Here is a 13,422-nt window from a genome sequence, read left to right as displayed (position 1 = left end):
GAGGAGAACAATGAAAATACTTGTAGTGGATGATGAGTCGAGTATTCGTAATTTGATTCGAATGCAGCTTGAGATGGAAGGGTATGAAGTGCTTACGGCGGCTGACGGGAGAGAAGCTTTAGAGAGATGGAATGAAGGACCGGATGTTTTGATTTTGGATGTTATGCTTCCTGATACAGATGGGTATGAGTTGCTTCGTTTGTTCCGTGAGAAGGATCGGGATATTCCAGTGCTCATGTTAACTGCGAAGAGTCAGATGAATGATAAATTGCTTGGTTTGCAGCTTGGTGCAGATGATTATGTGACGAAGCCATTTAATTATGCGGAGCTTATTCTTCGGGTTAAGAATATGGCGCGGCGCGTGAAGAAGAAAGAGGTAACGGTAAGCCATGAAGTAATCGGGGCGGGAGAGATAACGATCTGTCCTAAGGAAAGAAAAGTGCATGTGAGTGGACAAGAGATTCAGTTAACGTACCGAGAGTTTAATTTATGTCAGTTGTTTGTTTCCAATCCGCAGCGTGTATTTATGAGAGATGAGTTACTTGAGAAAGTATGGGGATTTGAGTATATCGGAAATACGAGAGCGGTTGATATTATGGTACAAAGATTGCGGAAGAAGCTCGGGAATAGCGGGGAATATATTAAGACAATTTATGGCGTTGGCTATAAACTAGATTGTTAAGTGGTGATGGTATGTCTTTGAAAAGAAATATGGTGTTTGGAATCGTTGGACTGTTAATCCCGATATTCGTTCTTTTGTACGCAGTTGTTTATATTACGTTAGAAAAGAATATGTATCATAATGCAGCAAATTCTTTAGAAAAGTTAAGTGTAGAAGCACAAATTTACACGATGAACTATTTAGAGAAGGAAGCAGAGGTGGAGACGCTCGGTCCTAATTCACTTTTAATTGCTTCGTATTTAGCGAAGCGCATGGATGTCCGTGTACAGATGATCGGGAAGAATGGGGATGTTGTGGCGGATACGCAAAAGGGAGCACTTCTTCACCGGAATATTGATATTGAGAGTTCCTTGAAGGGGAAGAAATCTTATGTGTTTGAAGAGGGAGACCCAGCTCCAATTCTTTTGTTTTCAAGCCCGGTTTATTATGGAAACGATGTCATTGGCAGTGTTCGTTTTATAAATGAGTTAACGGGTGAGAAGGAAGTGTTAACAAATGTCGGTTGGACGTTTTTAATGACGTCTCTTTGCCTCGTAGCTGCAGGTATTTTCTTTGCAATTCGTTTGGCAAAGTCTCTTCATAAGCCGATTGATCAGTTAAGACAAATGGCGCACCGGCTTGCGAATGGTGATTATAAAAGTAAGATTGAGCTAAATGAATATGTAGAAATTGCGCAGCTTTCAGCGTCTTTTAATGCGATGGCTGATGGGATTGAACTACATATTAAGCAATTGAAGGAAGAGAAAGAGAAGCAGAAAGATTTCTTAGACCGTATTACGCATGAGCTAAAAACACCGCTAACGGCGATTATTGGCTATGTGGATTTAATTCCGAAGTTAAAGGCGAAGGAAGATGTACAGGAGAGCTTGCGCTATGTAGCTGTAGAAAGTGAGCGTTTATTATCACTTGTAGAGGAATTACTTAAGTCTTCAAAGTACGGGACGAGTACGTTTGAAATATCACCTACAGTTGTGAATATAAAGGAGTTAGCCGAAGAAGCAGTTTCAATCGTGAAACCTCGTCTGCAGAAGTTTGAGATTGAAGTTATTAATGAGTTAACAGATGTACATGTTGTTGCCGATTTCGATAAGACGAAACAGATCTTCTTAAATGTGCTGGATAATGCGATAAAATATAGCGACGCTGCGCAAATTCGTATGAATGTCATTGTAAATGAACGTGAGGCGAAGGTGTTTGTTCATGATGATGGCATTGGTATCGATGAAGGGGTGCTGGCAGAGTGGAATGAATCGCCAGAAGGGAAGGTACTTTCTTCTAGTTACGGGAATGGTTACGGTTTGTATATTTGTCAGGAGATTATGAATAAGCAGGGCGGAAGTATGCGAATTGAGAGTAGTGAAGAGGTTGGTACTACCATATTTATTACATTCTTACTTCCGAGACGGATGGAAGACATAAAAAACTTGAAAGCGGTTAAATGATACATTTATGAAACAATTATGCGGTATTTTCGAAACAACGTTTTTTTATCTTGGAGGTAGGCAGAAATGAAAAGGCTATCATTTCAAATTCTTATATTTGTCTTTTGTATAATTGTTTCTCTTATTTTGTTTTATGTGATGGAGAAGCAAATATATAATCGGATCACAATCGTGAATGACAAACAAGCTGTTTTACAAAGAGTGAATGAATCCCTGCCTACTGAAATGAAGGTTAGGCATGAAAAGTGGGGAGAAATTGTTATAACGGATGAAGTTCGTTTGCATACGATTGTTTCATTCTTTGACCGAATTCAAATCAATCCGAGTGAAGCTAAGAATCAAGAACAAGTATTTACTGGAGAAGTAACGTACTTGAATGGACAGAAACGTACTTTTGCAGTAGGTGACTTGTTCCAGTACGGGGCTGATATGTACGGAAAAAATGGTACGGATCCAATGATTTCAGCATTGCAAACGTATTTGTTAAGCCTGTATTACACACCAGAACGTATTCATGATTTTTTTGCGTCAGCACAGGATGTCATAGTACGCCAAGGTGATGTAGAACGTGCGGTGAATGTTACGCACATACTTGATTCGATTCGGTATGCAAAGCAAATTACAGATTACGGAGAAATTCAGAAGTTATTACAATCACAGAATGAACCGATTGCTTATATTACTGCTTATAAAACTGGTAAGCGTATAAAGAATGAGCGTGAAGACATTCTTACGATTTCTGTGTATCCATCGTATTTTGTTGTACAATATCTCGGTGATAATAATGGGAATGTCATGTATATGAAAAGCTCCCTCGCAAATGTATTTGTAAAGGAGAATGTGTCATGAGAAAGATAGCCTTTTTCTTCTTTTTGCTAGTAATTGGAGGAGCGATGTCTAGTTGCTCTCGAGATACGACCTCTATTAAATATAATAAAAGTGGTCTCCCTATTTTGAATGATCGTCATCTAGTTGCGTATGTAGCGGCTCGTGAGGAAGTTGGGGAAGCGTTGCTTTCATCATTTTGTAAACCACGCGGCTGTACGTATGAATTTATTCGTCTTTCGACAGAAGAGCTTCTTCGGAGGGTAGAAGAGGAAGCTGGAAATCCGAAAGCGGATATTATTATTGGCGGTACGGTAGACGCGCATCAAATGATGAAGCAAAAAAATCTATCTATTCCTGTTACGAGTCAGCATGCGAACCGTATTTCAAAAACTGTGAAAGATAAAGATGGTTATTGGTACGGTTATGAAGTAGAGAAGCTGGCAATTGCGATCAATAAAGAGCGGTGGAACGAAGAATTAGCCCCGCTCGGACTTCCTTATCCATCAAGGTGGCAAGATTTATTAAATCCAGTATATAAGGGAAAGATTGTTATGCCAGATCCAAATGTTTCAGGAACAGCCTATACGTTTTTTCAATCACTTATTGATACTGTAGGTGAAGAGGAAGCGAAAGAATATGTTAAGAACTTTGCAGGGCAAGTTGGTGAAGTAACAGTGAATGGTTACATGCCAGTAGAGCTTGTTGCCAGTGGTGAGTATATGATAGGCATCAATTTCATGGGAGATCAAAGAATGCTTCAAAAACAAGGCTTTCCAGTTGTAAGTATCGTACCTGAGCAAACAGGTCTATCTGTTAATGCGATTTCGAAACTAAAGCGTGCACCGAATGGTATTATTGCGGATTTATTTATTGATTATTGTTTATCAGAAGAAGCGGGTCACATTTTAGAAAAGGTTTCGTTTGGCGTGCCAACGATGTTTGCGAAGAACGAGAAAGAAATAGAAGGACAGCCGGTTAGGAGAACGAATCAACATATATCAAATAGCGGAATAATCGAGATATGGAATAGACAACGTCTCTCTCAGAAGTGAGAAAAGGAGACGAAAGAATATGTTTAAATGGCTCAAGCCAGCACCTGCAATTGAAAGATTGCCTGCGGATATGATCGACCGTGTATATCGATTACTACGTATTCGTGTGTTAATCGGAATTTCAGTTGGATATGCTGCTTATTATTTAGTTCGTAGTAATTTTAATTTATCTACTACATATTTAGTTGATGAGTTCGGATTTAGCACTACACAAATTGGGTTATTGGGTGCAGTAATGGCTGTTGTTTACGGACTTAGTAAATTCTTTATGGGTAATTTATCTGATAAGGCATTTGCTCAACGATTTATTGCAGTAGGTTTATTTTTATCTGGACTTGTTAATATTTGTTTCGGCTATGCATCTTCCTTTGGGATGATTTTAACATTACTTGTTCTAAACGGTATTGTGCAAGGTATGGGTGCACCACCTTGTAGTATCGTTATGACGAAATGGTTTTCAAAGAAAGAACGCGGTACGAAAACAGGTCTTTGGAATATTTCACATAACGTTGGAGCACTACTTGTTCCGCCATTCATTGGAATTGGTGTAGGTATTTTTGGGGAAAGTCATTGGCAAGGTGGCGTATTTATTTTCCCAGCGATTATCGCAATGGTAATTGCAGTTCTTGTTTGGATTAATGCGAAAGATACACCAGAATCAGAAGGTCTTCCGCCAATTGATGAATATCGTAATGACTATGAAGAGCTTGAAAAAGTAGATAACGCTAACAAGATGTCACCAAAAGAAATCTTAATGAAGTATGTAGTGAAAAATAAATTTGTATGGTTCTTATGTATTGCGAATGCATTTGTTTACTTAATTCGTTTCGGTGTTATTAACTGGGTACCAATTTATTTAACAACAGTTAAAGGTTTTACAAAAACAGAGGCGCATTTTGCGTATTCAATATTTGAAACAGCAGCGATTCCAAGTTCTTTAATTGTCGGTTTTTTAAGTGATAAATTATTCAAAGGGAAACGTATGCCGTTATGTGTTATAAGTATGGCTGGGGTTGTTGTTGGAACAATCGTGTATTGGCAAGCAACTAATATTATAGTTGTGAGTATTGCAGTTTCTATTATCGGTTGTTTAATTTATGTACCACAATTCTTAATCGGTTTAAGTGCAATGGAATTAGTACCGAAATTTGCAGTAGGTACGACAGTTGGTATGTGTGGTCTGTTCGGTTATGTTGGAGGAAGTTTCATAGCAAACGCCGCAATTGGTATTATTGTTGATCGTTCTGGCTGGGATGGTTGCTTCATGTTACTGTTAGCAGGTGGTATTTTATCAACAATATTCTTATTGATTGTTCAAATAGGACATGAGAGAAAAGCTTCTAAAGTAGCATAATATTTCATTTTAAAAAGCTATCCAGTTTATATACTGGATAGCTTTTATATTTTTATACGAGGAAAATCAGTATGTAAAATTGCAGTTTAATATGTAAATGATTTTTATTAATTAATATAATTTTTTTAGATTTAATAAACCAATTACGTACATAGTTAGACCAAAAAATCCGCCGCCACAGATGAAAATTACAACTTTAAATAAAGAAATAGAGATTTCCTCCGAACCTACATAGGGAAGGATATAATTCATAAAAACAAACATTTGAAAGCCCCAAAGCAAACCTGCTTTTAAGCCAGCTTTTCTTAATTTTTTCTTGTGTTGTAAGTATTCTTCTTTTGTTGCGCATTCAGTATCACTTAAACCTTTTTTCTTGAATTTAAAGGCTAAATAATTAGCGTAAATCATATTAGATAGAAAAACTAATATAGTTCCTATAGATATTGTATGGTTCATAGTATCAACAAGTAACATAATAAGCATGACCAACATATTTAACCACCATAAACCAATTCCAGCCACAGATAATTCTTTATTGATTTCTTGTTTTTGATATTCATCTCGCTCACTCATTGTTCCAACAAAACTATTATAAACTCTTTCTTTCCATTCAATTTTCATCATTTAATCTCCCTCCCAAAATAGACTGTTTAAATCTGTTTTTAGTGCTTTTGCTAATTCGATACATAAGGCTAAAGAGGGATTATATTTATTGTTTTCAATTAAGTTTATTGTCTGTCTCGCCACTTTAACTCTTTTAGCTAATTCTAGCTGCGAGAGACCTTCAGATTTTCGATATTGTTTAACGTTATTCAAATATAAGCCTCCTAGTTAATAGTTGTAGACCTTGTGCACCAGAATGTCATGTATATGTGACATTTTATAGTTGAATAAATGAAAAGTCAAATATATATGACAAAAATGATAGTGATGCAATTAGGAAAATAATTTTAATAATTTATCTTTGTGAGAAGTTTATTAATAAACGATAGCTTTTCTTATATTACTATAATCTTTCCTTAAATCTATCTTAAAAGACATAATGTCATATTTCTAATCATTGGAATTTTTGTTACAATATAAATGGATGTGTAAAACTTTGTAAAAAGAATGTAATAATATGTAATTCATTTTCAGAAAGTTTTATACAATTTTATATTAAACTATTAAGTTATAAAAAGGAGAGAGAATATGGTACCAAATACGGTTCGTACTCCAAACAAGAAGAAGAAATGGATTATTATCGGGGTTATTGCACTAATTGTCATTGTAGCAGCAATTAATATTTTTGTAATGCAAGGGAAGAAGAAGGGGGCATCAACATCTGCTGATGCTGTAAGTTTCGAGAAGGTAACAGAGCGAAAGCTGAATAATACGAAGTTAATTTCTGGTCAGGTGAAGCCTGGGAATATTGAAAGTTTTTATGCGGATCCGGCCAAAGGAAAAGTGAAAGATATTGAGGTAAAAGAAGGGCAAGAGGTAGAGAAAGGTGCGAAGTTATTCTCTTATGATAATGAAGAGATTAATCTTCAAATGAAGCAAGCTGAGCTGGATCAGAAGATGGCAGATATGCGTTATGATCAAGGGAAGAAGAAAATTGATTCGCTGAAGAAAGAAATTAAGAAAGCGAAAGATAGCGGAGCTGGGAAAGAAGTAACAGATCCGATGGAAGAGCAAGTAAGTGAGTTGGAGATAGCGCAAAAGACAACGGATCTTGAGAAAGAGAAAGGGAAGTTGCAGAAAGAAGAGTTAAGTAAAAAGCAGAAAGAGCTTACGATTTATAGTAACTTTGCTGGCGTTGTTCAAAAGTTAGATAAAGATGCAGCACAAAGTTCATCTCAAGCGTTAGGTGGTCAAGGGAAAGCATTTTTACAAGTGGCTTCTAAAGATCCATTCCAAATTCAAGGTACGTTAACGGAGCTTCAAAAGTCGCAAATTCAAAAGGATCAAACATTTACTGTAACTGCGAAAGCAAATAATAAGAAGAAGTGGACAGGTAAGATTACAGAAGTAAGTGAATTCCCAACAAGTGCAGAGATGGCGCAAGCTGGCGGTATGGGTGAAGCGACTCAAAATATGTCTCAATATACATATAAAGCAAGTCTTGATAGTCAAGATGGTTTATCTCCAGGTTATCACGTTTCTCTGCAAGTAAATTTAGAGAATAAGAAGATGGTTGCTGTTCCGACTAAGAGCATTGTAGAAAAAGATGATGATGCATTTGTTTATGTTGAGGATAAAGGAAAGCTTCGTAAACAAAATGTGAAAAAAGGTTCTACTGATGGGGACTGGACAGAGATTACTGAAGGCGTAACAGTGGGGCAAAAGGTGGTTAAAAATCCTTCCGACGATGTGTATGACGGAATGGAAGTGAAAGAGAAATGATTACGCTAAATCATATTGCTAAAACGTATTATCAAGGAAAATTGGCAGTGCCGATTTTGCATGGTATTAGTTTAACGATTCAGAGCGGCGAGTTCGTTTCGATTATGGGACCGTCTGGTTCTGGTAAATCAACGCTTATGAATATTATCGGTTGTTTAGATCGTCCAACAGAAGGCGAATATATGCTGAATGATGTGAATATCTTAACAGCAGACGAGTCAAAGCTTGCTTTAATTCGTAATGAATATATCGGTTTTGTGTTTCAGCACTTTAATTTGCTTCCGCGTCTTTCGGCAGTCGAAAATGTTGAGCTTCCGCTTGTATATGGCGGCATAAAGAAGGCAGAGCGTCGCAAGCGTGCTTTAGAGGCGCTTGGCAAAGTCGGATTAGCAGATCGCGTGCATCATTTACCGAACGAATTGTCAGGTGGACAGAAGCAGCGTGTCGCAATTGCAAGAGCAATCGCGAATAATCCAACGTTCATTATGGCCGATGAGCCGACTGGTGCGCTTGATACGAAGTCTGGTGAGCAAGTTATGGATATTTTCACGAAGTTAAATGCAGAAGGCACGACGATTGTTATGGTTACGCATGAAGAGGAAGTAGCAGCGTATTCTTCCCGCCGCATCGTACTGCGAGACGGGAAAATTACAGAAGATAGAAGGTGTGCGGTATGAGTTTACTAGATAGTATAAAAATTGCCCTCTCTTCTATTTTAGCTCATAAACTGCGTTCAGCTCTTACGATGCTCGGTATTATTATCGGCGTTGGTTCGATTATTACTGTCGTTGCAATTGGGCAAGGCGGGGAAGCGATGCTGAAGTCGAAATTCGCAGGTTCTGGCGGTAATAATCTTATGCCAATTCAATTTAAAGCAGATATTAATGATGAGTTTAATATGGGCGGGCATGAAATACCGAAGTTAACGGAAGAAGATATTATGGAAGTAAAACAAGTGAAGGATGTATCCCACGTTATTACAACAAATCAGGGGATGGAGATACTTGATGTAAATGATAAAAAGGCAAATCTGAATGTTATTGGTCTGGATAATGAATATTTTGCCGTTAATAAAGTAAAGGTCGTAAAGGGACGTACTTTAAGTGAATCAGATATTACTCATGCAAATAACGTTATGATGATTAGTACAAAAACAGAAGAAACGTTATTTAAGGACGTAAACCCAGTTGGACAAATTATTGAGATGAAGGGGCAGCCAATGCAAATTGTCGGTGTGTATACATCTGATAATGAGTTTATGGGATTTGAAATGGAAGAAGCATTAATCCCTCTTACGTTATGGCCTGTTTTATTCGGAACAGATAATATTCAAAATATCGCAATTCAAGCTAAAAATGTAGATGATTTAGAAGCAGCTGGGAAACAGGCTGTGGATGTATTAAATAGTCGTAAGCCAAGTGAAATTCCAGGTAAATATGAACTGGTGAATTTAAAAGAATTCCAAGAAAATGTTTCTAAAGTAACTAATATTATGACGATGATTATCGGTGGTATCGCGGGTATTTCATTAGTCGTTGGTGGTATTGGCGTTATGAACATTATGCTCGTATCTGTAACGGAGCGTACGCGCGAAATTGGGATACGTAAAGCACTTGGAGCAACGCGTAGTAAAATTTTATTACAGTTTTTAATTGAAGCAGTTATGTTAACGCTTCTAGGTGGTTTGATCGGAATTGGTCTTGGATATGGCGGAGCATATATCGTCTCCACGTTTGCAAAATGGCCACCTCTTGTTTCATGGGAAGTTGTCGTTGGCGGCGTATTATTCTCGATGACACTCGGTATTATCTTTGGATTAATTCCAGCGAATAAAGCTGCGAAATTAGATCCAATTGAAGCATTACGTTATGAGTAATTACTAGTGTAGTAGAACTAAACATTACCGTTCTAGTGGGCGGTTCGTAGCCTCTATATGAGGAAGTGAACCGCCCGTTAGAACGGGTTATATAAATAGAAGGAGGCGTTATAATGGAAGCAAATATTAATACGCAAGATGTAGGTTCAAAAAAGCCATCATTATTTGGAATGATTACTTCTCCAGGTGAACAGTTTGAGAGAATGAAGACGAAAAGTCCGGTCTGGGGCGCATTTGTCTTATTTATTTTATTGGGAACGATTATGGCAACAGGTGCAGCATACTTAACATTAATTAATACGCCAGAGATGGCAAAAGAGTTAAACGGTGAAGCGGGTGCAATGATAAAAGGATTTGCACTTGGTGGTGGAGCACTTGTTGGTGTAATAGGTACCCCTATAGGGCTATTTATTGCAGCTGGTTTTTATAAAATTATTATGATGTTTATGAGCAATGATACTCCGTACATGAAGATATTATCTATTTACTTATATGCTAACCTTGTTTATTATATCGGCGGATTGTTAAATGTAGCATTAGGTTTTGTATTTGATGGAAATGGTGTTGATGTTTATACAAGTTTAGCTCCTTTATTTGAAAAAGGAACAGTGTTACATGGAATTGGCTCTTCAATTGAAATTTTCAATATTTGGAGTTTAGTTCTAACGGGACTAGGGTTACATATTGTAGCTGGCTTAAGTAAGAAACAAGCTACAACATTAATCGTAATTTTCTTCGTTCTATCAGTTGCATTAGGTGTTGTAAAAGGATTAACTGGCATTGGTGCATAATATATTTGTTAAAAAAGGTGGCTCTTCGGAGTCACCTTTTTTATTTTTACCCTTATTTCAAATGCCACCAACAAAATTTCAAATTCTACCCATTGTAATTTCAAATTTCAGCGATACTATTTAAAATTACTCACAGTGAATTCCCCTCTTTATTTTTATATTGTGGAGGTACCGGCGGAATAACAAAGAGGTATACCTTTTAGAAGTGGGTACTGTGTGAAGCCAGCGACTTTTAAAGAGGCAGTTTTGTTGTATGAAGGATTGATTGTAAATCAAATAAAGAAGTTAGGGATCTATCAAGATTATGAAGAGTATTATCAATGTGGGTTAATCGGTCTTTGGCATGCGTATGAAAAGTTTGATCCGGAGAAAGGAAGTTTCCCAGCATATGCAGTTGTAACGGTACGTGGTTATATATTAGAGAGGTTGAAAAAAGAATTCACAGTGCAAGAAAAGTGTGTATGTGTAGGAGAGTATGAGGATATCTTTCGTTTTGAAGATATTGAAATGAAAGTGAAGGATTTTATGAGTGTATTAGATGAGAAAGAGAAGTATATTATTTTTGAACGTTTTTTTGTAGGAAAGACGATGGGGGAAATCGCTTTAGAGACAGAGATGACCTATTATCAAGTGAGGTGGTTGTACCGGCGAGCACTTGAGAAAATGCGAAATAGCTTAAGAGGATAAATAGTATCATAAGAATGGAAGGCAAGGGATATTGCTTTCCATTCTACTTATTTTGTTAAGGTAGTAAATGTAATAAGAGGTTTTTAAATTGTAGTGAATCTTGCATGTTCATACGTGATAATACATATCCAGCTTTTAATAATTGTTGTTTTAACTTATGGGGACTGATATGTATAGTTGTAGTTGTGCCATTTGAAAAATGAATGGTAGCTTTTTTACTTTTTTTGAAAAACTCTATGTCATCTATATGGTTATAAAACAGCCATATACAGTTTGGAGAAGAAGGAGACTCTGTTGGGAAAGCACAAATATATTCTCGATGATTAATTGGAATCGGGACATTTTGTTTGAAATGAAAGTTTGTTTGAACTGCTTTCCGTCTGCCTTGATAAGTAGAGTGAACATTGGTTAAACAAGATTTTTTTATGAGCTGGAGAGCGGTTTGACAGGAGTAAAGATGGTTCCCACTACTGTCGATCACTTTTGTGTAATAAGAAGGGTGCTTGCAAGGTTCTAACATCATTGTTGAATTAGAAATAATAATAGCATTTTCTTCATTCATAAATTTAATTCCCCCTTTATAAATGATAATAATTCTCAATATAATTATATACGAATTAAGTAAATTAATTGTTAATCTTTTATTTCATATTGTAAATTTTAGCTATTCGTTTACAATCAATAGATGATAGTCTTTCTAATTTGCATCGCTTGTACATATATATGAAAATAGAAAAGAGTAGGCGGTGAGATAGTATGAAGAAAAGGTATATTATTATGGCTCTAGTTGTTGTTCTTCTAGTATATTTAGCAAATAGTAATCCGAGTAAAGGTGAATATACGGATTGGGCAGCGAAGCAGTTTATGAAACGTAATGATGTAAGTAAGAAGCTAGACGAAGTTCAAAAGGAAAATGAAGAGGGGCTCCTTGGTGATTTAGCATCGGCTGGTAAGAAGTTGGCGAAAAAATATGTTGAGCCGCAAGTTGGATTGTTAATCGATCATTATACGAAGCGAGATGATTATATATTCTTCTCAACATATAAGACGGAATTTGATATCGGCGGAGAACACTATAAATATGTATGCGTCGGTTTTTCAAAAATCTTTATTCCAATTGAAATGCCGAAGAAAAAAGACGAATCTGCAAAATGATGCAGATTCGTCTTTTTGTCTATAAGGTAATGGGAACTTCAGATACAGTCCTTTCTACGAGACGAGCTCCTTTTTTTCGGGTATTTTCATTAATTGATGAAAATACAGATGAGGCAAGAATCGTATCCATTACTTGATTTACGACTTGTGCATCAATAGGTGTGATCGGCTTCTCGATAGAAAAGACAACTGTTTTTCCATCTTCTTTCGCGAAAATTAATTCTAGTACTTGCATACGTTGTTTCCTCCTTTTTATTTATTTTGTAATCAGTGGGGACATCCCCACTGATTACATTGCCACCTTAAAGGGTAGAAAGATCTGATGTGCTAACAAGTTGTACAGCGTGAAGTGGTGATGCTTGTAAAGAAGCAAGAGCACGTGCTACGTTTTGTACTTGGTCTAAGTTTGCGTTTGTTTTTACGCGCTTAAATTGTTTGTTCTTAAAAACTGTTTTTCCATTCTTATCTAATCCATTGTTTAAGACGAGACGTAAAGTTAAATCCATTACGATTGTTTCGACTGCCATGTTTATCACCCCCTTTCACTATATAAATAGGATGCAAATGTCATGTTTTGGCGTGAAATTTATTCTTTTTTTTGGTACGCTTAAAAGAATAAGAGAGGGGTTTCGGAAGAATGAATCGTAAATGGTTATTTTGGATTCCTGTTTTACTATGGATGGGGCTGATTTTCTATTCCTCGGCACAACCATATAAAAAGCAGGATATGCGTTCGGATATTGAACAATATGTAAATGTGGAGTTTGTGAAAGAGCATTTTTCATGGGTATCTATCGATTACGGCGGTGGTACACCTGTTAGTATTGCAAATAAAGGTGTAGGCGGATTTATTGAGTTTTTCCTTCGTAAAGGTGCTCATTTTATGGTGTTCTTTATGCTCGGTTCATTGACGTATTATGCATTTCATCGATCGGGTTGTTCGAGAAAAAGGTGTTTCCTATACGCGCTCCTTTTCGTTGCGGGATATGCAACGTTTGATGAAATTCATCAATGGTTTACGGGAGATCGTACACCGATGTGGCAAGATTCATTGCTAGATACGTGCGGCGGATTAACAGGTATTATAATAAGTAATTGGTTTTGGAATAGAAAAAGGAGCTAATCTCGAAAAGATTAGCTCCTTTTGTTTATCCCGCTTTAATGGGCAGT

At 36.7% G+C, this 13,422-nt stretch carries 17 protein-coding genes; 12 read left to right on the top strand and 5 right to left on the bottom strand.

The window, feature by feature from the left end:
* Positions 1-10: 10 nt before the first annotated feature.
* From MR070_RS16135 to pgtP, 5 genes are all read left to right on the top strand, one after another.
* Positions 11-682, top strand: coding sequence for a response regulator transcription factor (locus tag MR070_RS16135; protein WP_242261618.1), 672 nt, complete (start codon positions 11-13; stop codon positions 680-682).
* Positions 683-693: 11 nt separating this feature from the next.
* Positions 694-2,124, top strand: coding sequence for a HAMP domain-containing sensor histidine kinase (locus tag MR070_RS16130; RefSeq protein WP_098270280.1), 1,431 nt, complete (start codon positions 694-696; stop codon positions 2,122-2,124).
* A gap of 66 nt (positions 2,125-2,190) precedes the next feature.
* The gene (locus MR070_RS16125) at positions 2,191-2,973 is read left to right on the top strand and encodes a DUF3919 family protein (RefSeq protein ID WP_242261617.1); all 783 of its coding nucleotides are present in this window, start codon (positions 2,191-2,193) and stop codon (positions 2,971-2,973) included.
* Entirely contained in the window at positions 2,970-4,004 is a 1,035-nt protein-coding gene (locus tag MR070_RS16120) for an ABC transporter substrate-binding protein (protein ID WP_001225632.1), read from the top strand. The genes MR070_RS16125 and MR070_RS16120 overlap by 4 nt, the downstream gene beginning before the upstream one ends.
* 19 nt (positions 4,005-4,023) lie before the next feature.
* Entirely contained in the window at positions 4,024-5,358 is a 1,335-nt protein-coding gene (gene pgtP, locus MR070_RS16115; RefSeq protein ID WP_000477581.1) for an MFS transporter, read from the top strand.
* Between the two features lie 111 nt (positions 5,359-5,469).
* Here the strand turns inward: pgtP and MR070_RS16110 are convergent, their stop codons facing one another.
* A complete protein-coding gene (locus MR070_RS16110) occupies positions 5,470-5,982 on the bottom strand; it encodes a DUF3278 domain-containing protein (RefSeq protein ID WP_098270281.1) in 513 nt (170 codons plus the stop codon).
* Entirely contained in the window at positions 5,983-6,174 is a 192-nt protein-coding gene (locus tag MR070_RS16105) for a helix-turn-helix transcriptional regulator (protein WP_001067018.1), read from the bottom strand.
* A gap of 375 nt (positions 6,175-6,549) precedes the next feature.
* Here MR070_RS16105 and MR070_RS16100 point away from each other — a divergent pair, with 375 nt between their 5' ends.
* The 5 genes from MR070_RS16100 (at position 6,550) to MR070_RS16080 (ending at position 11,097) form a co-directional block, all read left to right on the top strand.
* Positions 6,550-7,743, top strand: a complete 1,194-nt coding sequence (locus MR070_RS16100; protein WP_000249028.1) for an efflux RND transporter periplasmic adaptor subunit — start codon at positions 6,550-6,552, stop codon at positions 7,741-7,743.
* Positions 7,740-8,420: an ABC transporter ATP-binding protein gene (locus MR070_RS16095; RefSeq protein WP_000631600.1), complete on the top strand. Its 681-nt coding sequence runs from the start codon at positions 7,740-7,742 to the stop codon at positions 8,418-8,420. Before MR070_RS16100 ends, MR070_RS16095 begins: the two co-directional genes overlap by 4 nt.
* Positions 8,417-9,619, top strand: a complete 1,203-nt coding sequence (locus tag MR070_RS16090) for an ABC transporter permease (RefSeq protein WP_000054360.1) — start codon at positions 8,417-8,419, stop codon at positions 9,617-9,619. The genes MR070_RS16095 and MR070_RS16090 overlap by 4 nt, the downstream gene beginning before the upstream one ends.
* 113 nt (positions 9,620-9,732) lie before the next feature.
* The gene (yknW, locus tag MR070_RS16085; RefSeq protein ID WP_044791983.1) at positions 9,733-10,410 is read left to right on the top strand and encodes a YknW family membrane protein; all 678 of its coding nucleotides are present in this window, start codon (positions 9,733-9,735) and stop codon (positions 10,408-10,410) included.
* Between the two features lie 216 nt (positions 10,411-10,626).
* Positions 10,627-11,097 carry a sigma-70 family RNA polymerase sigma factor gene (locus tag MR070_RS16080; RefSeq protein WP_000801281.1) on the top strand — a complete coding sequence of 157 codons (471 nt, stop codon included), beginning with the start codon at positions 10,627-10,629 and terminating at the stop codon, positions 11,095-11,097.
* A 55-nt stretch (positions 11,098-11,152) separates the two neighbouring features.
* Here MR070_RS16080 and MR070_RS16075 read toward each other — a convergent pair whose 3' ends face one another.
* Entirely contained in the window at positions 11,153-11,659 is a 507-nt protein-coding gene (locus MR070_RS16075) for a competence protein ComK (protein ID WP_001001397.1), read from the bottom strand.
* A gap of 194 nt (positions 11,660-11,853) precedes the next feature.
* Between MR070_RS16075 and MR070_RS16070 the strand changes: the two genes are divergently transcribed.
* Complete coding sequence (locus MR070_RS16070; RefSeq protein ID WP_000747726.1) at positions 11,854-12,252, top strand: DUF4359 domain-containing protein; 399 nt, start codon at positions 11,854-11,856, stop codon at positions 12,250-12,252.
* A gap of 19 nt (positions 12,253-12,271) precedes the next feature.
* Here MR070_RS16070 and MR070_RS16065 read toward each other — a convergent pair whose 3' ends face one another.
* Both MR070_RS16065 and MR070_RS16060 read right to left on the bottom strand, forming a co-directional pair.
* Complete coding sequence (locus tag MR070_RS16065) at positions 12,272-12,487, bottom strand: DUF2922 domain-containing protein (RefSeq protein ID WP_001197597.1); 216 nt, start codon at positions 12,485-12,487, stop codon at positions 12,272-12,274.
* A 67-nt stretch (positions 12,488-12,554) separates the two neighbouring features.
* Complete coding sequence (locus tag MR070_RS16060; protein ID WP_000257700.1) at positions 12,555-12,779, bottom strand: DUF1659 domain-containing protein; 225 nt, start codon at positions 12,777-12,779, stop codon at positions 12,555-12,557.
* Positions 12,780-12,889: 110 nt separating this feature from the next.
* Between MR070_RS16060 and MR070_RS16055 the strand changes: the two genes are divergently transcribed.
* Entirely contained in the window at positions 12,890-13,375 is a 486-nt protein-coding gene (locus tag MR070_RS16055) for a VanZ family protein (protein ID WP_001080716.1), read from the top strand.
* Positions 13,376-13,422 lie beyond the last annotated feature (47 nt).

The sequence above is a fragment of the Bacillus cereus group sp. BfR-BA-01453 genome (genome assembly GCF_022662915.1).
In the GTDB taxonomy this organism is placed as follows: Bacteria; Bacillota; Bacilli; order Bacillales; family Bacillaceae_G; genus Bacillus_A; species Bacillus_A paranthracis.
This window is presented reverse-complemented; position numbering and strand designations above follow the sequence as displayed.

Bases quoted from the DNA above. Each gene is read 5' to 3' on its own strand.
- MR070_RS16135 (WP_242261618.1), top strand. From the start codon at position 11: ATGAAAATACTTGTAGTGGATGATGAGTCGAGTATTCGTAATTTGATT.
- MR070_RS16130 (WP_098270280.1), top strand. From the start codon at position 694: ATGTCTTTGAAAAGAAATATGGTGTTTGGAATCGTTGGACTGTTAATC.
- MR070_RS16125 (WP_242261617.1), top strand. From the start codon at position 2,191: ATGAAAAGGCTATCATTTCAAATTCTTATATTTGTCTTTTGTATAATT.
- MR070_RS16120 (WP_001225632.1), top strand. From the start codon at position 2,970: ATGAGAAAGATAGCCTTTTTCTTCTTTTTGCTAGTAATTGGAGGAGCG.
- pgtP (WP_000477581.1), top strand. From the start codon at position 4,024: ATGTTTAAATGGCTCAAGCCAGCACCTGCAATTGAAAGATTGCCTGCG.
- MR070_RS16110 (WP_098270281.1), bottom strand. From the start codon at position 5,982: ATGATGAAAATTGAATGGAAAGAAAGAGTTTATAATAGTTTTGTTGGA.
- MR070_RS16100 (WP_000249028.1), top strand. From the start codon at position 6,550: ATGGTACCAAATACGGTTCGTACTCCAAACAAGAAGAAGAAATGGATT.
- MR070_RS16095 (WP_000631600.1), top strand. From the start codon at position 7,740: ATGATTACGCTAAATCATATTGCTAAAACGTATTATCAAGGAAAATTG.
- MR070_RS16090 (WP_000054360.1), top strand. From the start codon at position 8,417: ATGAGTTTACTAGATAGTATAAAAATTGCCCTCTCTTCTATTTTAGCT.
- yknW (WP_044791983.1), top strand. From the start codon at position 9,733: ATGGAAGCAAATATTAATACGCAAGATGTAGGTTCAAAAAAGCCATCA.
- MR070_RS16075 (WP_001001397.1), bottom strand. From the start codon at position 11,659: ATGAATGAAGAAAATGCTATTATTATTTCTAATTCAACAATGATGTTA.
- MR070_RS16070 (WP_000747726.1), top strand. From the start codon at position 11,854: ATGAAGAAAAGGTATATTATTATGGCTCTAGTTGTTGTTCTTCTAGTA.
- MR070_RS16065 (WP_001197597.1), bottom strand. From the start codon at position 12,487: ATGCAAGTACTAGAATTAATTTTCGCGAAAGAAGATGGAAAAACAGTT.
- MR070_RS16060 (WP_000257700.1), bottom strand. From the start codon at position 12,779: ATGGCAGTCGAAACAATCGTAATGGATTTAACTTTACGTCTCGTCTTA.
- MR070_RS16055 (WP_001080716.1), top strand. From the start codon at position 12,890: ATGAATCGTAAATGGTTATTTTGGATTCCTGTTTTACTATGGATGGGG.